The sequence below is a fragment of the Blastococcus sp. SYSU DS0616 genome (assembly GCF_054051015.1).
Genome location: NZ_JBJHAJ010000005.1, coordinates 190341 through 210330, shown reverse-complemented (window position 1 = coordinate 210330; position 19990 = coordinate 190341). Strand labels below are relative to the sequence as shown.

General features: G+C 74.6%; 16 protein-coding genes. 11 read left to right on the top strand and 5 right to left on the bottom strand.

Annotated elements, in window-relative coordinates; translation table 11 throughout:
- Positions 1-52: 52 nt before the first annotated feature.
- The gene (locus ACI79K_RS05990; RefSeq protein ID WP_456599216.1) at positions 53-958 is read left to right on the top strand and encodes a TIGR01777 family oxidoreductase; all 906 of its coding nucleotides are present in this window, start codon (positions 53-55) and stop codon (positions 956-958) included.
- Between the two features lie 14 nt (positions 959-972).
- Here the strand turns inward: ACI79K_RS05990 and ACI79K_RS05985 are convergent, their stop codons facing one another.
- Positions 973-2559, bottom strand: a complete 1587-nt coding sequence (locus tag ACI79K_RS05985) for a protein kinase domain-containing protein (protein WP_456599215.1) — start codon at positions 2557-2559, stop codon at positions 973-975.
- A gap of 99 nt (positions 2560-2658) precedes the next feature.
- Between ACI79K_RS05985 and ACI79K_RS05980 the strand changes: the two genes are divergently transcribed.
- The 4 genes from ACI79K_RS05980 to ACI79K_RS05965 all read left to right on the top strand — a co-directional run bounded on the left by ACI79K_RS05980 (position 2659) and on the right by ACI79K_RS05965 (position 6027).
- A complete protein-coding gene (locus ACI79K_RS05980; RefSeq protein ID WP_456599214.1) occupies positions 2659-3906 on the top strand; it encodes an FAD-dependent oxidoreductase in 1248 nt (415 codons plus the stop codon).
- Entirely contained in the window at positions 3906-4637 is a 732-nt protein-coding gene (locus ACI79K_RS05975) for a Type 1 glutamine amidotransferase-like domain-containing protein (RefSeq protein ID WP_456599213.1), read from the top strand. The genes ACI79K_RS05980 and ACI79K_RS05975 overlap by 1 nt, the downstream gene beginning before the upstream one ends.
- A gap of 67 nt (positions 4638-4704) precedes the next feature.
- Complete coding sequence (gene lipB, locus ACI79K_RS05970) at positions 4705-5361, top strand: lipoyl(octanoyl) transferase LipB (protein ID WP_456599212.1); 657 nt, start codon at positions 4705-4707, stop codon at positions 5359-5361.
- Between the two features lie 72 nt (positions 5362-5433).
- Positions 5434-6027 (top strand): carboxymuconolactone decarboxylase family protein, encoded by a 594-nt coding sequence (locus ACI79K_RS05965; protein WP_456599211.1) that lies wholly within the window; start codon positions 5434-5436, stop codon positions 6025-6027.
- 40 nt (positions 6028-6067) lie between these two features.
- Here ACI79K_RS05965 and leuS read toward each other — a convergent pair whose 3' ends face one another.
- A complete protein-coding gene (gene leuS, locus ACI79K_RS05960; RefSeq protein ID WP_456599210.1) occupies positions 6068-8962 on the bottom strand; it encodes a leucine--tRNA ligase in 2895 nt (964 codons plus the stop codon).
- Positions 8963-9236: 274 nt separating this feature from the next.
- Between leuS and ACI79K_RS05955 the strand changes: the two genes are divergently transcribed.
- Together ACI79K_RS05955 and ACI79K_RS05950 are read left to right on the top strand one after the other, a co-directional pair.
- Complete coding sequence (locus tag ACI79K_RS05955; RefSeq protein ID WP_456599209.1) at positions 9237-11561, top strand: putative bifunctional diguanylate cyclase/phosphodiesterase; 2325 nt, start codon at positions 9237-9239, stop codon at positions 11559-11561.
- A gap of 60 nt (positions 11562-11621) precedes the next feature.
- Positions 11622-13160, top strand: a complete 1539-nt coding sequence (locus ACI79K_RS05950; RefSeq protein WP_456599208.1) for a diguanylate cyclase domain-containing protein — start codon at positions 11622-11624, stop codon at positions 13158-13160.
- A gap of 40 nt (positions 13161-13200) precedes the next feature.
- Here the strand turns inward: ACI79K_RS05950 and ACI79K_RS05945 are convergent, their stop codons facing one another.
- Positions 13201-14130, bottom strand: coding sequence for an LLM class F420-dependent oxidoreductase (locus ACI79K_RS05945; protein ID WP_456589055.1), 930 nt, complete (start codon positions 14128-14130; stop codon positions 13201-13203).
- 56 nt (positions 14131-14186) lie between these two features.
- Between ACI79K_RS05945 and ACI79K_RS05940 the strand changes: the two genes are divergently transcribed.
- The 3 genes from ACI79K_RS05940 to ACI79K_RS05930 all read left to right on the top strand — a co-directional run bounded on the left by ACI79K_RS05940 (position 14187) and on the right by ACI79K_RS05930 (position 17299).
- On the top strand, positions 14187-15308 hold the full coding sequence (locus tag ACI79K_RS05940) for a hypothetical protein (protein ID WP_456589054.1): 1122 nt from the start codon (positions 14187-14189) through the stop codon (positions 15306-15308).
- Positions 15309-15392: 84 nt separating this feature from the next.
- Entirely contained in the window at positions 15393-16379 is a 987-nt protein-coding gene (gene lipA / locus ACI79K_RS05935) for a lipoyl synthase (RefSeq protein WP_456597629.1), read from the top strand.
- Positions 16380-16462: 83 nt separating this feature from the next.
- Positions 16463-17299, top strand: coding sequence for a DUF4191 domain-containing protein (locus ACI79K_RS05930; protein ID WP_456589052.1), 837 nt, complete (start codon positions 16463-16465; stop codon positions 17297-17299).
- 22 nt (positions 17300-17321) lie between these two features.
- Here the strand turns inward: ACI79K_RS05930 and ACI79K_RS05925 are convergent, their stop codons facing one another.
- On the bottom strand, positions 17322-17855 hold the full coding sequence (locus ACI79K_RS05925) for a GNAT family N-acetyltransferase (RefSeq protein WP_456599207.1): 534 nt from the start codon (positions 17853-17855) through the stop codon (positions 17322-17324).
- A 49-nt stretch (positions 17856-17904) separates the two neighbouring features.
- On the bottom strand, positions 17905-18324 hold the full coding sequence (locus tag ACI79K_RS05920) for an RDD family protein (RefSeq protein WP_456589050.1): 420 nt from the start codon (positions 18322-18324) through the stop codon (positions 17905-17907).
- Between the two features lie 190 nt (positions 18325-18514).
- Here ACI79K_RS05920 and glnA point away from each other — a divergent pair, with 190 nt between their 5' ends.
- The gene (gene glnA, locus ACI79K_RS05915; protein ID WP_456589049.1) at positions 18515-19948 is read left to right on the top strand and encodes a type I glutamate--ammonia ligase; all 1434 of its coding nucleotides are present in this window, start codon (positions 18515-18517) and stop codon (positions 19946-19948) included.
- The last annotated feature ends 42 nt before the right edge of the window (positions 19949-19990 follow it).

Below are 19990 nucleotides of genomic sequence, written 5' to 3'. Positions count from 1 at the left end.
GCGGCGGACCCCGGCACGGGGTCCGCCGCGGCCTGCCTCCCCAGGAGCGTCCGTGAAGATCGCCGTGGCCGGTGCCTCCGGGATGATCGGCGGCGCGCTGCTGCCCGCGCTGCGCGCCGACGGCCACGAAGTGATCCAGCTGGTCCGCCGCACCCCGCGGACGGCCGAGGAACACCGCTGGGACCCGCAGCACCGGCGGATCGACCCGGCGCTGCTGCGGGACGTCGACGCCGTCGTCAACCTCGCCGGTGTGGGAGTGGGCGACCGGCGCTGGAACGAACGGCACAAGCAGGCGGTCCTCGGCAGCCGGGTCGACAGCACCGCCACGCTGGGCGAGGCCCTGCGGGACGCCGTCGCCGCCGACCCCGACCGCCCCCGGGTGCTGCTGAACGCCTCGGGCGTCGGCTGGTACGGCGACACCGGTGACCGCGTCGTCGACGAGTCCGACCCGGCCGGCGACGACTTCCTCGCCCGCGTCTGCGTGGCGTGGGAGGGCGCGACCGCGCCGGCCGCCGACGCCGGGGTGCGCGTGACCACCCTGCGCACGGGGCTGGTCCTCGGCCGCGGTGGCCTGCTCGCGCGGATGCTGCCGCTGTTCCGCGCCGGGCTGGGCGGGCGGCTGGGCTCGGGCCGGCAGTACGTGCCCTGGATCAGCCAGGAGGACGAGGTCGGCGCGATCCGGTTCCTGCTCACCCACGCCGTCCCGGGGCCGGTCAACCTGTGCGGCCCCGCGCCGGTCACGAACGCCGAGTTCACCGCCGCGCTGGGCCGGGTCCTGCACCGGCCGACCGTGCTGCCGGTGCCCGGCCCGGCGCTGTGGGTGGTGCTCGGGGAGTTCGCCCGGGTGGGCGTGCTGGCGGGTCAGCGCGCAGTCCCCGGCCGGCTGACCGAGGCCGGTTTCCGGTTCACCCACGGGGACGTCGACGCCGCGCTGCGCGCCGCGGTGGCCCGGGACTGACCCGGCCGGCGGGATCAGGCCAGGCGTTCGGCGCTCTCGATCCGCCAGCCCTCCGGGGTGCGGACGAGGACCATCCGCACCTGGGCCTCGGGTCGGCCGGGAACCGTGCGCAGCGCCGGGCCGTCCGCTCGGTCGGCGGGCACCACGCGGTAGCCGGGCCAGCTGTCGGTCAGCAGCAGTTCCGCCCGGAAGTCCGAGGACTCGACGACGGTGACGTCGTCGACCACCGGCGCGAAACCGCTCAGCGCCTCACCGGCCGCGGCCAGCGCGCGCGCGTGCTCCTCGTCCGCGGCCAGCAGCGGGCTGTTGATCACGTGCACGGCCCGCAGCAGGGCCGGGCTGCCGCTGAGCCCCTCGGCGCGCCGGGCGTAGAGCTCGCTGACCAGCGCCGTCCAGTCGCCGGCGGTCTCGGGGACCACGGGCCCGGGCAGCGGTCGCTCCTCCACGGCGGGAGACGGCGGGGCTGCCGCACGGGAGTCCGGGGCCGACGACCCGGCGGCGGCCGCGCGCGGCAGGTCGGCGTCACTCCCCCAGCGCGTACCGAGCCAGGCGGTGACGGCGAGCGCCGCCAGCACGAGCGCCGTGGCGAGCAGCCCACGGGTCACCGCTGCCACGCCGACGCCGGGAGGCCGGAACCGCCGTCGCCGCGTCGACGGCTCGACGGCGACCGGCCCGGGACCGGGACGGCGCCCCGGCACCACGTGGGTGACCGCGGAGCGCACGTCGGGGCGGCCGTGGCCGCCCCCGGCCACGGCCCCCAGCGCCACGGGCTCCGCCCGGCAGGCGTGCCGCAGGTCGCGCGCGAACTCCGCCGCGGTGCCGCGGTCGTGCGGATCGGCGGCGAGACCTCGGGCGATGACCTCGACGAGTCGGGGCGGCGCCTCCGGAGCCAGCTCGGTCAGGTCGGGCAGCTGCCCGGTCGCGGCCACGACGAGGGCGCCGGCGGGGGTCGCGGCGTTCCACGGGGCGATGCCGGTGAGCGCGTGGAAGGCCGCCGCCGCGGCGCCGAAGACGTCGGAGGCGGGACCCGGCGCGACGCCACGGGCCACCGCCGGGTCGACGTAGGCCGGGGTGACCTCGGCCGCCGCCGTCTCCCCCAGCACCCGGGCCACCCCGAGGTCGGTGAGCACCGGCCGCCCGTCACCGGTGAACACGATGTTCCCCGGCGCCAGGTCGCCGTGCACCACTCCGTGGTCGTGGGCGTGCGCCAGAGCCGCGGCCACCGGCGCGATCGCCGTCACCACCTCACCGGGCCGGAGCCGGCCGCGCCGGGCGAGCAGCGCGGCGAGGCTGCCCCCACCGAGCAGCTCGAGCACCAGCGCGACCCGCGACCCGCCGCCGCGCCGGGGCTGGTGCACCACCTCGATCAACCGGACCAGGTGCGGGTGGTCCAGCCGGCCCAGCAGCACGGCCTCGCGCGCCTGGCGCGCGGGGTCCCCGGCCACCAGGACCTTCACCGCCACCGGCTCCCCGCCCTCCCGGGGCACCGCCTGCCACACCTCCCCCGACGCGCCGCGGCCGAGCAGGGTCTGCAGCACGTAGCCAGGCACCGCGGGTGGCTGCGCAGCCCCCGGTGCCGCGGGCGGAACGGCGGTGGTCACGAGGGAGGACCGTAGGCGCAGTCGGGTCGCCGGCGCCGCGGTCGTCCACAGCCCCCGGGCGCGCCCGCACGGCTCCCCGGCGACGGATACCGTCGGGCGGTGTCCACGTCGCTGCGGGCGGAGGTCCTCGTCGTCGGGGCCGGCCTGGCCGGGTTGTCCGCCGCCACCCGGCTGGCCGCCGCCGGCCTGGACGTGCACGTGCTGGAGTCCGGGGGGCACGCGGGCGGGCGGCTGGCGACCGAGCGCATCGACGGCTTCGTCGTCGACCGTGGCTTCCAGGTGCTCAACACCGGCTACCCGAGGGCGGCCGACCTCGACCTCGACGCGCTGGACCTCGGCTGGTTCGAGCGGGGCGCGGTGATCCGCGTGGCCGGACGGGCGCACCAGGTGGTCGATCCGCGCCGCCGGCCGGCCTCGGTCGTCGGCACCGCAGCGGCGCCGCTGGGCTCCCCGCGGGAGAAGGCGGCGCTGGTGGCCTACTCGCTCCGCGCCGGGTACTCCCCCGTCGGCCGCCTGCTGCGGGCGCCGGAGGACTCGGCGGAGCAGGCTCTCCGCGCGGCCGGCGTCGGGGACGCCGCCCTGGAGCGGTTCCTGCGCCCCTTCCTGGCCGGGGTGCTCCTGGAGGACGAGCTCGTCACCTCCAGCCGGTACCTGCACCTGCTGTGGCGCAGCTTCGTCCGAGGCTCGATCGGGCTGCCGGCGGCCGGGATGCAGGCGGTCGGCGAGCAGCTGGCGGGGCGCCTGGGTGCCGGGCGGCTGCACCTGCACACGCCGGTGCGCTCGGTGTCGCCAGGCTCCGCGTCCACCGGCGCGGGCAGCTGGGCGGCCGACGCCGTCGTCGTCGCGACCGATCCGGCCACGGCGTCGCGGCTGCTCCCCACCGTCGAGGCCGACGCGCCTCGGGAGGTCACCACCCACCTGCACGTGCTCCCCGACTCCCCCTGGCCCGCCCCGCTGATCGTGCTCGGGCAGCCCCGGGGCCGGCTGGTGAACAGCGCCGTGCTCTCCGACGCCCAGCCGCGCTACAGCCCCGACGACCGGGCGCTCGTCGCCAGCTCCACCCTCGCGCGGAGCCGGGAGGACGAGGTGCGCGGCGAGATCGCGGCGGCGCACGGGGTCGCGCCGTCGGACCTGGAGCACCTGACGTCGGTCACCGTGCCGGGGGCGCAACCGGCGGCGCTCCCGCCGCTGCGGCTGCGCCGGCCGGTCGACCTCGGCGAGGGCCTGTACGTCTGCGGTGACCACCGGGACACCCCGTCCATCCAGGGCGCGATGGCCAGCGGTGCCCGCGCCGCCCGCGCCGTGCTGCGCCGCCTGCGCCCGGCCCCGTCCGGAGGAGCTCCCTGATGCCCGCGTCGGCACCGACGATCGTGGCGACCAGCATGGGCTTCACCCCGCGCGGCCGCGGCCCCACCGACTGGCGGCCCGGACCGGTCTTCGACCTCGCCGCCGAGCTCGCCGGGCGCCCCGAGCGCCCGCGCCTGTGCTACCTCGGCACCGCCACCGGCGACGACCCGGCACGGGTCGCCGGCGTCTACGGCGCGTTCGCCGGCAGCTCCGTGCAGGTCAGCCACCTGAGCCTGTTCCCGATGCCCACGGTCGCCGACCTGCGCGCGCACCTGCTCGCGCAGGACGTGGTGTGGGTGGGTGGCGGGAGCGTGGCGAACCTGCTCGCCGTGTGGCGGGTGCACGGGCTGGACGAGGTTTTCCGCGAGGCGTGGCGGGCCGGCGTCGTGCTGGCCGGGGTGTCGGCCGGGTCGCTGTGCTGGCACGTGGGCGGGACCACCGACTCCTACGGTCCCGACCTCCGGCCGGTCACGAACGGACTCGGGCTGATCCCCACCAGCAACGGCGTCCACTACGACTCCGAGGAACAGCGCCGCCCGCTCTACCACCGCCTGGTCGCCGACGGCACGCTGCCAGCGGGCCATGCCACCGACGACGGCGCGGGGCTGGTGTACCGCGGGACCGAGCTCGTCGAGGTCGTGAGCGACCGCCCCGGCGCCGCCGCCTACCGGGTGGAACGCGGCCCGGACGGCACGGCGGTGGAGACCCGGCTCGAACCGCGCCGCCTCTAGAAGGACCCCGTCCTCCTCCCCCTCGCATGCTCGGGACGAGCCTCGGGACGGGGCCTAGGCTGGTGGCGTGACCGAACTGCGGGTGGTGCGCGCCGGGACCGTGCCCTACGAGGAGGCCTGGGAGACGCAACGCGAACTGCACGCCCGGCGGGTCGCCGGCGACATCCCGGACACGATGCTGCTGCTGGAGCACCCGTCCGTCTACACGGCCGGCCGGCGCACCGAGGCGCACGAACGACCGTTCGACGGGACCCCCGTCGTCGACGTGGACCGCGGCGGCAAGATCACCTGGCACGGACCGGGCCAACTGGTCGGCTACCCGATCGTCGCGCTGCCCGATCCGGTCGACGTCGTCGCCTACGTGCGGCGGCTGGAGGGCGCGCTCATCGACGTGTGCGCCGGGTTCGGGGTGGACGCCGGGCGGGTCGAGGGGCGCAGCGGGGTGTGGCTGCCCGCCGACCCCGCGACCCACCGGCCCGAGCGCAAGGTCGCGGCGATCGGCATCCGGGTCGCCCGCGGCGTGACGATGCACGGCTTCGCGCTCAACTGCGACCCCGACCTGTCGTTCTTCGCCAACATGATCCCGTGCGGCATCCCCGACGCCGGCGTGACGTCGCTGTCGGCCGAGCTGGGGCGCGACGTGACGGTGGCCGACGCGCTGCCGCCGGTCGAGAGCGCGATGCGCGCCGCCCTCTCCACCGCTGGGGCCGCGGCGGCGCGCTAGCCACTTCGGCACGGTCGGCGCCCAGCGGTATCTCAGCGCTAAGGTAAGGCTCCGTCCCGAGGAGGAGCCGCCATGCCCAGGATCGAGCCGCTGGCGCGCGAGTCGCTGCCGCAGTACGAGGAGACCTTCCGCGCCGTGGAGGCCGCGCTGGGCGTCCTCCCCAACAGCACGCTGACCATGGCCCGCCGGCCCGAGGTCATGGAGGCCTTCGCCCACCTCAACACGGTGGTCATGGCCGAGGGCACGGTCGGCGGCGTGCTCAAGCAGCTGGTCGCGACCGTCGTCTCCGGCGCCGCCGGCTGCGCGTACTGCCAGGCCCACACCGCCCACGTGGCCGAGAAGCGGGGCGCCGACGCCGCCAAGCTCGCCGCCGTCTGGGAGTTCGAGTCCAGCCCCCTCTTCACCGACGGCGAGCGGGCCGCCCTGCGCGTGGCCCGGGGCGCCGGGGTGACGCCGAACGCCGTGACCGACGAGGAAGTGGCCGACCTGCGCCGGCACTTCGACGACGACCAGGTCGTCGAGATCGTCGCCGTCATCGCGAACTTCGGCTTCCTCAACCGGTGGAACGACACCATGGCCACCGAGCTGGAGCGATCGCCGCTGGCCTGGGCCGCCGACCACCTGCGGGACGCGGGCTGGGAAGCGGGCAAGCACGCCGGCTCCTGAGGAGCCGGCGCACTCTTCCCCGCGGTGACGGGCTGGAACCTCAGCCCAGGACGAAGTTGACCAGCCGGCCGGGGACGGCGACGACGCGGCGGATCGTCGCGCCGTCCAGGTAGCCGGCGATCTTCTCGTCGGACCGCGCCGCCGCCTCCAGGGCCGCGGCGTCGGCATCGGCCGGCACCGTCACCTGCGACCGCACCTTGCCGTTCACCTGCACGGCGACCTGCACGGTGTCCTCGACCAGCCAGCGCTCGTCGGCCACCGGGAACGGCGCCCACGCCGACGAGCCCTCGTGGCCCAGCCGCGACCACAGCTCCTCGGCCAGGTGCGGCGCCAGCGGGGCGACCATCAGCACCAACGGCTCGGCCACCGAACGCGGCACCGGCCGGTCGGCGCCGTAGGCCTGGGTGAGGTGGTTGGTCAGCTCGGTGACGCGGGCGATCGCGATGTTGAACCGCAGGGTGGCGTAGCCGTCGCGGACGCCGTCGATCGCCTTGTGCAGCGCGCGCAGCGTCTCCTCGGCCGGCTCGACGTCGTCGACCCGCACCCGGCCGGTCTCCTCGTCCACCACGACCCGCCAGATGCGCTGCAGCAGGCGCTGCGAACCGACGACGGCCTTGGTCTCCCACGGCCGCGACTGCTCCAGCGGGCCGGTCGACATCTCGTAGACGCGGAAGGTGTCCGCACCGTAGGCGCCGATCATCTCGTCCGGCGTCACCATGTTCTTCAGGCTCTTGCCGATCTTCCCGTACTCGCGGTTGACCGGCTTGCCCTCGTAGAAGAACCGGCCGTCCTTCTCCTCCACGTCGGCGGCCGGCACGTAGAACCCGCGCTCGTCGGTGTAGGCGTAGGCCGAGATGTAGCCCTGGTTGACCAGCCGGCGGAACGGCTCCTCGCTGGAGACGTACCCCAGGTCGTGCAGCACCTTGTGCCAGAAGCGGGCGTACAGCAGGTGCAGCACCGCGTGCTCCACGCCGCCCACGTACAGGTCGACGCCGCCGGTGTCACCCGGCTCCCGCGGGCCCATCCAGTACCGCTCCAGCTCCGGGTCGACCATCCGGCTGTCGTCGCCCGGGTCGAGGTAGCGCAGGTAGTACCAGCACGACCCTGCCCAGTTGGGCATCGTGTTGGTCTCACGGCGGTACTTCTTCGGGCCGTCGCCGAGGTCGAGCTCGACGGTGGTCCAGTCGCCGGCGCGCGACAGCGGCGGCTCCGGGGCGGAGTCCGCGTCGTCGTCGGCGAAGGTCTTGGGCGAGTAGTCGTCGACCTCGGGCAGCAGCACGGGCAGCATCGACTCGGGGACGGCGACCGGCCGGTCGTGCTCGTCGTAGACGATCGGGAACGGCTCCCCCCAGTAGCGCTGCCGGCTGAACAGCCAGTCGCGCAGCTTGTAGGTGGTGGTGGCCTCGCCGTACCCGTGCTGCACCAGCCAGTCGGTGACCCGGGCGATGGCGTCGGCCTTGTCCAGGCCGTCCAGCGAGATCTCGTCGTTGGCCGAGTTGATCATCCGTCCGGGGCCCGTGTACGCGCCGCTGTCGTCGTCGAAGCCTTCCGGCCGCTCGACGGTCGGCACGATCTCCAGGCCGAACTTCCGTGCGAACTCCCAGTCCCGCTGGTCCTCGCCCGGCACCGCCATGATCGCGCCGGTGCCGTAGCCGGTCAGCACGTAGTCGGCGATGAACACCGGCAGCTCGCGTCCGTTCACCGGGTTGACGGCGGTGGCGCCCAGCCAGACACCCGTCTTCTCCCGGCCGGCGTCCTGGCGGTCCAGCTCCGAGCGCCGCGAGGCCTGCCGCTGGTAGTCGCGCACCGCCTCGGCCGGGGTGGCCGCACCGCCGGTCCACCGCGGGTCGGTGCCCGCGGGCCAGGCGTCCGCGGTCAGCTGCTCGACCAGCGGGTGCTCGGGCGCCAGCACCATGTAGGTGGCGCCGAACAGGGTGTCCGGCCGGGTGGTGAAGACGTCGATGGTCTGCGACCCGGCGGCGAACCGGATCCGGGCGCCGGTGGAGCGGCCGATCCAGTTGCGCTGCATCAGCTTCAGGGAGTCCGACCAGTCCAGCCGGTCCAGGTCGGCCAGCAACCGGTCGGCGTAGGCGGTGATCCGCATCATCCACTGCTTCAGCGGCCGCCGGAAGACCGGGAAGTTGCCGCGCTCGGAACGCCCGTCGGGCGTGACCTCCTCGTTCGACAGCACGGTGCCCAGGCCCGGGCACCAGTTGACCGGCGCCTCGTTCAGGTAGGCGAGCCGGTGCGCGTCGACGACGGCACCCTTCTCCACCTCGTCCAGCTCGGCCCAGGGGCGGCCGTACGGATTCGTCCCCGCGGCCGGCTCACGGGTGCCGGCGTCCAGCTCGGCCACCAGCTCCTCGATCCGCCGCGCCTTCCCGGCGGCCTCGTCGAACCAGGAACCGAAGATCTGCAGGAAGATCCACTGGGTCCACTTGTAGTAGCCCGGGTCGATCGTGGCGAAGGTGCGCCGCTGGTCGTGGTCGACCCCCAGCCGGCGCAGCTGCGCCTTGATCGCGGCGATGTTCGCCTCGGTGGTGATGCGCGGGTGCTGCCCGGTCTGCACGGCGTACTGCTCGGCGGGCAGCCCGAAGGCGTCGTAGCCCATCGGGTGCAGCACGTTGTCGCCGTCCATGCGGCGGAACCGGCTGGTGACGTCGGTGCCCAGGTAGCCCAGCGGGTGACCGACGTGCAGGCCCGCGCCCGAGGGGTACGGGAACATGTCCATCGCGAAGAACTTCGGCCGGTCGGCGACGCGCTCGAAGCCACCGCTCAGCCGGCCGACCGGGTTGGGCGTGTGGAAGGTGCCCTCGGCCTCCCAGCGGTCCTGCCAGGCCAGCTCGATCCGCTGGGCCAGCGCCGGGGTGTACCGGTGCCGAGGTATGTCCCCGCCGCCCGTGGCCTCGGTGCTGTGGCTGTCGGTCTGGCTCATCGTCTCGTGCTCCCGGATCGTGGTGCGGGCGGTGCGGTACCGGTGGTGGGCAACAAAAAACCCCTCACGCAGGAGGGGTCGCCGTGCTGTCCGAGGGGTCTGCGGTCAGCACGGCCGGCGAAGCAGGAGCCGCCCGGTCACGCGCCCGATGCTATCGCGGCGCGCCGGGGCCGCGGCCCGGGCGCCTCCGCGAGCCACGCGGCGGCCTCCCCCCTTGGAGGGGAAGCGCGCGATCCGGCTGCGGCGCGGGCGGTGCGGTACCGATGACGTCCCCGTGGCCGGACCAGACACGCAGCTCCGTGGTGGGCGCGCACCCGCGACCGGCGGGCTGCTGCTCGCCTGCGCCGGGGTGGTGGCGGCCTACGCCACCGGGGCGTTCGGGCGCCCGCCCGGCACCGCGGTCACCGTCGTCTACGACCTCGTCCTCTACACCGCCGTGTACCTGCTCGGGGCGGCGGTCTGCCGGCGGACCGCGCGAGGTGGCGGGCCGGACCGGCTGATCTGGAACGCCCTCACCGTGGCGTTCGCCGCCACCGCGACGAGCACGCTCCTCTACTCGCTCGTGTTCGTCCCCCTGCTCGGTGACGTGCCGACGTGGTTGCTGCTGACCCTCTGGGCACCGGCCTACCCGGCGATGGGCGTGGCCCTGGTGGGAGTGGTCCGGTCCCGGGTCACCGCGACGCACCCCAGCATGTGGTTCGACGCGCTGACCGGGGCGTGCGGTGCGGTCATCTTCGCCGTCACCCTGCTGCCGTCGATCGCGGCCGGCCCGGCCGACGGCCCGTTCGCCGTCGTGCAGCTGTACCCGGTCACCGACACCCTGCTGCTGGCCGCCGTGTCGGCCGTCTGCGCGGTGATGGGGTTCCGGCGCGACTGGCCGTTGGTGCTGCTCGTCGCCGGCCTGCTGTGCACCCTCACCGCGGACGCCCTCTACCTGAAGCAGGCGGTGCGCGGGGAGATCGCCCCGCACAGCACCCTGACCCTGATCTGGCTGTCCGGTGCGGCCTTCGCCGCCGCGGCCGCGCACGTCGCGGGACGCACCGACCGGATCGAGCCCGCGGACGCCGATCCGGTCGCACGCCTGAGCTGGCGGGTGGCCTTCGTCCCCCTCGGTTCGAGCGTGATGAGCGTGGTGGTGCTCGTCTCCACCTGGGGATCGGGCGCCCTCGGTGTCGCCGGCTGGGCCGCCGTCACCTGCCTGCTGGCGATCCTCGCGCGCACGGCCATGTCGGTCCAGGAGCTGCGCGGGCTGCACGAGATCCGCGAGCAGGCGCGCACCGACGAACTCACCGGCCTGCCCAACCGGCGTGAGCTGCTCGAGCGGGCGCGGACCGCCCTCCGGTCGGGCACCGGCCGGCCGGTGGCCCTGCTGCTGCTCGACCTGGACGGGTTCAAGGAGGTCAACGACAGCCTGGGGCACGCCGCGGGCGACGACCTGCTCCGCATGGTCGGCCCCCGCCTCTGCCCGGAGCTGGGGCCGGGCGACCTTCTGGCGCGGCTGGGCGGGGACGAGTTCGCCGTCCTGCTGCCGGGCTGCGGTCTGGACGACGCCGTCGCCCGCGCCGACCGGCTGCGCGCCCGGGTGCTCGAGCCGTTCGTCGTCGACGGGGTCCGGTTGCACGTCGGGGTCAGCATCGGCATCGCCACCGGCCCGGTGCCGGCCGCCACGGTGACCGAGCTGCTGCGCTGCGCCGACGTGGCGATGTACGCGGCCAAGAACGCCCGCGAGGGGGTGCGCTCCTACGTCCCGGACCCGGCGAGCGGCTCCGGCGACCGGCTCCGGACCATGGAGGACCTCCGCACCGCCCTGGACGAGGGGCAGCTCGTGGTCCACCTGCAGCCCCAGGTCTCCCTGGCCAGCGGGGACGTCGTCGGCGTCGAGGCGCTGGTGCGGTGGGAGCACCCGGTGCGCGGTCTGCTCTCCCCGGCCGTGGTGCTGCCCGCCGCCGAGCAGGCCGGCCTGATGCGGCCGCTGACCGACACGGTCCTCGGCCTCGCGCTGGCTGCCGCGACCCGCTGGTGGCCGGAGCGGGCGGTGCCCGTGTCGGTGAACCTGTCGGCGGCCAACGTGACCGATCCGGACCTGCCGGCCACCGTGTCCGGCCTGCTCCGGGCGCACGGCCTGCCGGCCCGGGCGCTCACCCTCGAGCTCGTCGAGGACACCCTCATGGCCGATCCCGACCGGGGCCGCACGGTGCTGGGCGAGCTGCGCCGGCTGGGCATCCGGACCTCGATCGACGACTACGGCACCGGGTACAGCTCGCTGGCCTACCTGCGGCACCTCCCGGCCGACGAGCTCAAGCTCGACCGGAGCCTCACCCACGACGTGGGTCGAGACGACCGGGCGACGGCCATCGTGCGGCACACCGTGGCGCTGGCCCACGACCTCGGGCTCAGCCTCGTCGCCGAGGGCGTGGAGGACGACGAGACGGCCGCCGTGCTCGCCGGCCTGGGCTGCGACGTCGCCCAAGGCTGGGCCGTCGCGCGGCCGATGCCGGTCGGGGACTTCCTCACCTGGCTGGCCGACCGCGTCCGGACCGCGCCGCCCCGCCAGGCGGTACCCGCCCCCCGCGCGGCCGGGGAACGGGCTCGCACCTGAATGCGCGCGTCGGGCCGCGGTTCGCCACCCCCTGAGCCGTCGGTGTGCCAAGGTGCGCGCGTGCCCCGAGGTCGCGCCGAGACGGTGAGAAGTGGCTGGTCGGACGCGGGGTGGCGGCTGGTGGTGGCGACCTTCGTCTGCACGGCTGTGTTCGCCCTGGGGCTGTGGCAGGCTCCGGGGACGCCGGCGGCCGACCTCGTCGACTCGGGAGCGCTCGGCATCGGCGCCCCGCTGCTCGCGGTCGCGGTGTGCCTGCGGGCGGCCCAGCGGGTGCCCGCGGAACGGTTCGTCTGGTGGGCCGCGGCCGCCGCCTGGCTGTTCAACCTGGCCGGCGACCTCACTCACCGGCTGCTGCTGGCCGGGAACCCGGATCCGCCGTTCCCCTCGGCCGCCGACGCGTTCTGGCTCGGCGCCTACCCGGCGCTGTTCGCGACCCCGGTGCTGATGGTGTACGCCCGGCTCACCCGCCCCCGTCCCGGCACCTGGCTCGATGGCCTGGTCGGTGCCCTGGGCGCCACCGCGGTCGCCGTCACGGTCCTCGACCCGGCGGTCGGGGCCCCGGGCATGTCCGGGTTCGGCGTGGCCGTGAACCTGGCCTACCCGGTCGCCGACGTGCTGCTGCTGGCGCTCGTGGGCGCGGTGCTGGCGATGATCGGGCACCGGGCCGACCTCGTTCTCACCATCGTCTGCGTGATCGTGGCCGTGAAGTTCGCCGGTGACCTGCTGCTGGCCAGGGAGCAGGCGTCCGGCGGGTACGTCCCGGGCGGCCCGCTGGACCTGCTCTGGATGGTCAACGCCAGCCTGACCGCTGCCGGGGCCTCGCTGACCCGGCCCCGCCGACGCGCCTCCGACGTACCGGAACACCGCGTCCGCTGGCGGTCGCTGGCCATCCCCCTGGCGTGCGCGGTGGGCTCGCTCGGGGTGCTCGGTGCCCAGTGGGGCGACGGCCGCACCGGCCCCGGCGAGATCTGCGCCGTGGCCTGCGTGGCGGCCTTCCTCCTGCGCAGCACGGTGACCTTCGCGGAGAGCCGGGCCCTGCACGAGGCCCGGCGCCAGGCGGGCACCGACGACCTGACCGGTCTGCCCAACCGCCGGTCCCTGATGCGCCGCCTGGCGGACGACCTCGGCGCCGCCAGGCCCACCGGGTTGCTGCTGCTGGACCTCGACGGGTTCAAGGCGGTCAACGACGGCCTCGGGCACGAGGCAGGGGACGAGCTGCTGCGTCGGCTGGGCGAGCGGCTGCGCGCGGCGCTGCGCCCCGGCGACCTGGTGGCCCGTCTCGGGGGGGACGAGTTCGTGGTGGTGCTGGATGCCACGGATCCCGGCACCGCCCCCGACTGCGCCGAGCGGCTGGCCGAGGTCGTGCGCCTGCCCGTGACCGTCGCCGGCGTGCCGGTGCGGGTGGGCGTCAGCATCGGCCTCGCCCTGGCCCCCCGCGACGCCGGCGACCCCGCTGCGCTGCTGCGCCACGCCGACGTGGCGATGTACGCCGCCAAGCGCGCCGGCGGCGGAGTGCGGCAATACGTCCCGGAGGCACGGGAGCACGTGCCGGCGCCTCGGCCACCGGTCGCCGAGGCCGACGTCGCACCGTCCGGCTGAGCGGCGAGCTCCCGGGCGAGAGGCGTGTTCGCCGGGCCGCTCAGCGCAACTGCGGTGCCACCTCGGCCGCCACCAGGTCCAGGTGGTCGAGATCGGCGAGGTCGAGCACCTGCAGGTACACCCGCTGCGCGCCGGCCTCGGCGTACCGGCCCAGCACGTCGACGGCCTCGGCCGGCGTGCCGGCGACGCCGTGCTCGCGCAACTCGTCCACGTCACGGCCGATGGCCGCCGCCCGGCGAGCGAGCTCCGCCTCGTCCCGGCCGACGCAGAGCACGAGCGCCGAGCTGTACACCAGGGACGACGGGTCGCGGCCCACCTCGTCGCAGGCCTCGCGGACGCCGGCGAACAACCGGGCGTTGTCCGCGGCGGACATGAACGGCACGTTGAACTCGCTCGCGTACCGGGCCGCCAGCCGCGGGGTGCGCTGCTTGCCGCGGCCACCGACGAGCACCGGGATGCCGCCGTCCTGCACCGGCTTGGGCAGGGCCGGGGAGCCCGAGAGCTGGTAGTACCGCCCGGCGAAGTCGAACGTCTCCCCCACCGGCGCGCGCCAGAGCCCGGTGACGACCGCGAGCTGCTCCTCGTACCGGTCGAAGCGCTCCCCCAGCGGCGGGAACGGGATGCCGTACGCGGTGTGCTCGGCCTCGAACCACCCCGAGCCGATGCCCAGCTCGACCCGGCCCCCGCTCATCTGGTCGACCTGCGCGACGGAGATCGCCAGCGGGCCGGGCAGGCGGAACGTGCCGGCGGTCATGAGCGTGCCGAGGCGGATCCGGCTGGTCTCGCGGGCCAGCCCGGCCAGGGTGATCCAGGCGTCGGTGGGGCCGGGCAGGCCGTCCCCACCCATGGTCAGGTAGTGGTCGGACCGGAAGAAGGCGTCGAAGCCGGTGTCCTCCGTGCGCCGGGCGACGGCCAGCAGGTCGTCGTAGGTGGCGCCCATCTGCGGTTCGGTGAAGATGCGCAACTGCACCGCCGGACCGTAACCAGATCGCCGCCACGTCACTCACCCACCTCCGTCCTCGGGGTGTGGGCACCGGCCGGACCGGGCAGGATGACCGCCAGACGATCAACTCGGAGGTGCAGCTCGTGTTCCGCAAGAAGACGCGCGGCGAAATCATCAGCGCGGAAGTGCAGGAGGGCCTGTCCCACCTGGGAACGGCGGTGACCGAGGCAGGTCGCGCCGCCGCAGATCAACTGACCCCGCACGTGGAGGCGGCCCAGCGGGCCGTGGCGCCCAAGATGGCTGCCGCGGTGGCGGCGGCCGCGCCGGCCGTCGCGTCGGCGCGCGACACCCTCGGCCCCCGGGTGGAGGCCGCCCGTGACGCCCTGACCCCGCGGGTGGAGGCGGCCCGGGAGGCCGCCGCACCACGGCTCACCGCCGCACAGCTGGCCGCCGCGCGGGCCGCGGCCGACTTCGGCCCCCGGGTGGAGGCGGCGCGCGGGGCGGCCCAGCGGGCGCTCACCGAGGACGTCGCCCCGCGGCTGACCGCGGCCCAGGCCGCGGCGCTGGCGTACACCACGCCACGGGTCACGGCCGCCCGCGACGTGGTGACGCCGGCCCTGGAGAGCGCCCGCGGCACGCTCCTCGCCGGGGTGGACAGCGCCCGCAGCGAGCTCGACGCCCGGCGCGCCGAGGTGGCCGCAGCGGCCGCCGAGTCCACCCGCAAGGCCCGGAAGACGGCGAAGAAGGCCCGCAAGAAGGCCGGCAAGAAGCGCCGCGAGTTCGAGAAGGCCGCCCAGGCCACCGCGACGACCGTCAAGCGGCGGGGCGGGGTGCAGCCGGAGCCGAAGCGCTGGCCCTGGGTGTTCGCGGTGCTCGCCCTGGGTACGGCCGCGTTCGTCCTGCTGCGGCGCAAGAAGGCCGACGCGTGGACGCCCGCACCTGCCGGTGACGGCCCGGTGCCCAGCTACCGAGAGGACCCCGTGCCCAGTTCCGACAGCAACTCCGGCAAGACCGTCTCCACCGCGTCGCAGACCAGCGACTCGGCGCCGGCGGAGTCCGACATGGGCGTCCGCGACGCGCAGCTGGTGGAGGGCGACGGCCCCGACGCCGCGACGGAGAACGGCAGCGACGCGCCCAAGCCCTTCACCTCGGGCGGCGGCTCGGACGCCGGCCCGACCGCCGGCCCGGACGACAAGCAGGTCTGAGCTACTCGACGACGGATCACCGCCGCAGCCCCCGCCGCCTCGCGCGACGGGGGCTGCGGCGTCTTCGCGAGTACCGTGGGGATCATGAGCGAGGCACCGCCGAGGATCCCGGAACCGACCACCGCCCAGGACTCCCGGATCGAGCCCGCCGGCCGGAAGCTGCTGCGCCTCGAGGTGCGCAACAGCCAGGTCCCGATCGAGCGCAAGCCCGAGTGGATCAAGACCCGGCTCAAGACCGGGCCCGAGTACACCGAGCTGAAGTCGCTGGTCCGCCGCGAGGGCCTGCACACGGTCTGCGAGGAGGCCGGCTGCCCCAACATCTACGAGTGCTGGGAGGACCGGGAGGCGACGTTCCTCATCGGTGGGGACCAGTGCACCCGGCGGTGCGACTTCTGCCAGATCGACACCGGCAAGCCGGCCGAGTTCGACGCCGACGAGCCGCGCCGGGTGGCCGAGAGCGTGGCGACCATGGGTCTGAAGTACGCCACGGTCACCGGCGTCGCCCGCGACGACCTGCCCGACGGCGGCGCGTGGCTGTACGCCGAGACGGTGCGGCAGATCCACGCCGCGCTGCCCGGCTGCGGTGTCGAGCTGCTGATCCCGGACTTCAACGCCGACCCCGACCAGCTCGCCGAGGTGTTCTCCTCCCGGCCGGAGGTGCTCGCGCACAACGTGGAGACGGTGCCGCGGATCTTCAAGCGCATCCGCCCGGGCTTCCGCTTCGAGCGCTCGCTGGCGGTCATCACCGCGGCGCGTGAGGCCGGGCTGGTCACCAAGTCCAACCTCATCCTCGGCATGGGCGAGGAGCCGCACGAGGTCGTGGAGACGATGCAGGCGCTGCACGACGCCGGGTGCGACCTGCTCACCATCACCCAGTACCTGCGCCCCTCGCCCCGGCACCACCCCGTCGTCCGGTGGGTCAAGCCCGACGAGTTCGTGCAGTTCCAGAAGGACGCCGAGGAGATCGGCTTCCCGGGTGTCCTGGCCGGGCCACTGGTGCGCAGCTCCTACCGCGCCGGGCGGCTCTACCAGCAGGCGGTCGAGGCGCGGGGGCTCACCCCCCAGGGCTGACCCCGGGTGCGGCCCTGCTGCAGGGTCCCGACGCGAGCGTGCGAGCGTCGGGGGCAGGAGGGTCCTTCTTCTATCCTGGGGTCATGGCACGCAGCAGGTCCTCTGACCCCACCGCCCCGGGCGGCAGCGCCGGGCGCACCCCGAAGGACGGTGGCCGGAGCTCGGGTGCCTCGGCCGCCGGCTCGGGCAAGGCGGGCAAGGCCCCCAAGCTCGACAAGAACGGCCGGCCGAAGGTCGGCCGCCTCAAGAAGGTGCGCAGCCAGGTCGGCATGCTCAAGCAGGCCTACACCCTGACGCGGCGCAACGACCCGAAGCTGCCGTGGATCATGCTGATCTGGTTCGTCGCGGTCGCGGCAGTGATCGAGCTGATCGGCATCCTGCTGAGCGCGCCGTTCCTGTTCATCCCGCTGGCGCTGCTCTTCGGTGGCCTGGCGGCGCTCATCGTCTTCGGCCGTCGCGCCCAGCGCTCGGCCTACACCCAGGTCGAGGGCCAGCCGGGTGCGGCCGCCTGGGTGCTCGAGGGCATGCGCGGCGACTGGCGGGTCACCTCCGGGGTCGCCGGCACCCCGCAGATGGACGCGGTGCACCGGGTGCTCGGCCGGCCGGGGATCGTGCTCGTCGGCGAGGGCTCCCCGAGCCGGGTGCGCGGCCTGATCGCGCAGGAGAAGAAGAAGATCGCCCGCGTCGTCGGTGACACGCCGATCTACGACGTCACCATCGGCGACGACGAGGGACAGGTGCCGCTGAAGAAGCTCAGCACCCACGTGATGAAGCTGCCGCGCAACCTCAGCGCGGCCGAGGTCAACGCCCTGGGCCGGCGGATGAGCGCGCTGGGCGGGCCGCGGATGCCGGTTCCCGGTGGCCCGCTCCCGGGCGGCCGCCAGATGTCGATCAGCCAGCGCCAGGTCCGCCGCCGCTGACGGCCTCCCTGCAGGGAGGCCGTCAGAGCCGGTCGAACGGCGCGGCGTAGCGGAACGTGCCCCGCAGCCGCGGGCCGTCGAGGTGCCTGGCCTGGAAGTGCGCGCCCCACCGGGGATCGGGCGCGGTGACCCCGAGGTCGGCGGCCGGGGCGAACCCGAACCGCCGGTAGTAGTCCGGTGAGCCGAGCAGCGCGACGAGCCGCTCGCCGGCCGCCTCGGCCACGGCCAGGAGGGCGTGCACCAGCACGGTGCCGACCCCGCGGCCCTGCCGGGCGGGGTGCACGCCGAGTGGGCCGAGCCCGAGCACCGAGGTGCCGAAAGGCTCCAGCCATCCCCGGGTCGCGATCACGTGGCCGAGCACGTCGTCCCCGTCCACGGCGACGAGGGACAGGTGCGGCAGGAAGCCCGGATCGTTCCGGAGCGCGTCGACCAGCCGCGCCTCGGGGACGTCGTCCGCGGCGCGGACGGCGCCCGTGGCGGGGTCGGTGGCGAAGGCCGAGCGGTGCAGCGCACCCACGGCGGCGTGGTCGGTGGGGCGTTCGCGGCGGACGATCACCGGCGCAGTGTGCTGTCCGCCGGCGCTACCGGTCCACCGGGTTACGGGTTCAGTCGAGCACGACGGCCGTGCCGGTGAGCCGGTCGTGCAGGCCGCGGCCGTCGGCGTCGACCAGCAGGGCCGGCACGAGGAGCATCAGCAGAGCGGTGCGGACCACGGCCCGCCACGGCGCGAGCCGCGCGCCGGGCGTCGGGTGGGCCAGCCGCATGCCGAGCACCCGGTGCCCCGGGGTCTGGCCGAAGAGCACCAGGGTGACGACGGTCAGGACGCCGAAGACCAGCAGGCTCCAGTTGCCCGGGCCCTCGGGGGCGGTGAACGCCCAGGCGATCAGCGCCGAGGCGACGGCGTCGACGAGGTAGCCGCCGACCCGCCGGGTGAAGGGCGCCAGCGAGCCGGGTCCGCTGGACGGCAACCCCAGGGAGGCGCCGCGGGCGGGGGCCTGAGAGGGTTGTCCGGCATCACTGACCATGACCGCCAGCGTAATGACCGGTACCCCCCGCCCCCCGGCGCTCGCACGCCCGCAGCGGGACCGCGCAGGGAGCCGCGTGACCCGCGACACGCCCAGGGCGTTGTTACCGCCACGAAACACTCGGGACACCGCGGGGCAACTCCCCGCTCATAACGTGTCGCCCGGCAGTCCGCCCACACCCGGAGGATCGATGTTCACCAGTCCCGACGAGGTCGCCGCCTACATCCGCGACAACGACGTCGAGTTCGTCGACGTCCGCTTCTGCGACCTGCCCGGCGTCATGCAGCACTTCACCATCCCGGCATCGACGTTCGGTGAGGACACGTTCAGCGAGGGCCTCGGCTTCGACGGCTCCTCGATCCGCGGGTTCCAGGCGATCAACGAGTCGGACATGCTGCTGCTGCCCGACGCCAACAGCGCGTTCGTGGACCCGTTCCGCAAGCACAAGACGCTGAACGTCAACTTCTTCATCCACGACCCGATCACGCGTGAGGCCTACAGCCGCGACCCGCGGAACGTGGCGAAGAAGGCCGAGGCCTACCTCGCCGCCAGCGGCATCGCCGACACCGCGTACTTCGGCCCCGAGGCGGAGTTCTACGTCTTCGACTCCGTGCGGTACGACACCTCGATCAACGAGGGGTACTACCACATCGACTCGGAGGAGGGCTCCTGGCGAACCGGGGCCCGCACCGAGCTCGACGGCAGCCCCAACCGCGGCTACAAGGCCCGCCCCAAGGGCGGCTACTTCCCGGTCGAGCCCTACGACCAGCAGAGCGACCTGCGCGCCGACATCATGCGGAACCTCATCGGTGTCGGGCTCGAGCTCGAGCGCGGGCACCACGAGGTGGGCACCGGCGGGCAGGCGGAGATCAACTACAAGTTCGACACGCTGCTGCGGTCGGCCGACAGCCTGATGCTCTTCAAGTACGTCGTGAAGAACACCGCCTGGGCCGCCGGCAAGACCGCCACCTTCATGCCCAAGCCGCTGTTCGGCGACAACGGCTCGGGCATGCACTGCCACCAGAGCCTCTGGAAGGACGGGCAGCCGCTCTTCCACGCCGAGACCGGCTACGCCGGGCTGTCCGACACCGCCCGCCACTACATCGGTGGCCTGCTGGCCCACGCCCCGTCGCTGCTGGCCTTCACCAACCCGACGGTGAACAGCTACCACCGCCTGGTCCCCGGCTACGAGGCCCCGATCAACCTGGTCTACTCGGCCCGCAACCGCTCGGCCTGCTGCCGCATCCCGATCTCGGGCGACAACCCCAAGGCCAAGCGCATCGAGTTCCGCGTGCCCGACCCGTCGGCCAACCCCTACCTCGCCTTCTCGGCGATGCTCATGGCCGGCCTCGACGGCATCAAGAACAAGATCGAGCCGCCGGCTCCGGTGGACAAGGACCTCTACGAGCTGCCGCCCGAGGAGGCCCTGGGCATCGACAAGGTGCCCGCGTCCCTGGACGCCGTCCTCGACCGGCTCGAGGTCGACCACGAGTACCTCATCGACGGCGGCGTCTTCACGCCCGACCTGATCGAGACGTGGATCGAGTACAAGCGGGAGAACGAGATCGACCCGATCCGCCTCCGCCCGCACCCGCACGAGTTCGCGATGTACTACGACATCTGATCTCGCCTGCTGACGCCGCGGCCCCCGACCTCCTCCAGGTCG

Excerpts from the sequence above, each read along its gene's own strand:
- ACI79K_RS05920 (WP_456589050.1), bottom strand. The coding sequence starts at position 18,324 with ATGGTCAGTGATGCCGGACAACCCTCTCAGGCCCCCGCCCGCGGCGCC.
- ACI79K_RS05975 (WP_456599213.1), top strand. The coding sequence starts at position 3,906 with ATGCCCGCGTCGGCACCGACGATCGTGGCGACCAGCATGGGCTTCACC.
- glnA (WP_456589049.1), top strand. The coding sequence starts at position 18,515 with ATGTTCACCAGTCCCGACGAGGTCGCCGCCTACATCCGCGACAACGAC.
- ACI79K_RS05930 (WP_456589052.1), top strand. The coding sequence starts at position 16,463 with ATGGCACGCAGCAGGTCCTCTGACCCCACCGCCCCGGGCGGCAGCGCC.
- lipA (WP_456597629.1), top strand. The coding sequence starts at position 15,393 with ATGAGCGAGGCACCGCCGAGGATCCCGGAACCGACCACCGCCCAGGAC.
- leuS (WP_456599210.1), bottom strand. The coding sequence starts at position 8,962 with ATGAGCCAGACCGACAGCCACAGCACCGAGGCCACGGGCGGCGGGGAC.
- ACI79K_RS05965 (WP_456599211.1), top strand. The coding sequence starts at position 5,434 with ATGCCCAGGATCGAGCCGCTGGCGCGCGAGTCGCTGCCGCAGTACGAG.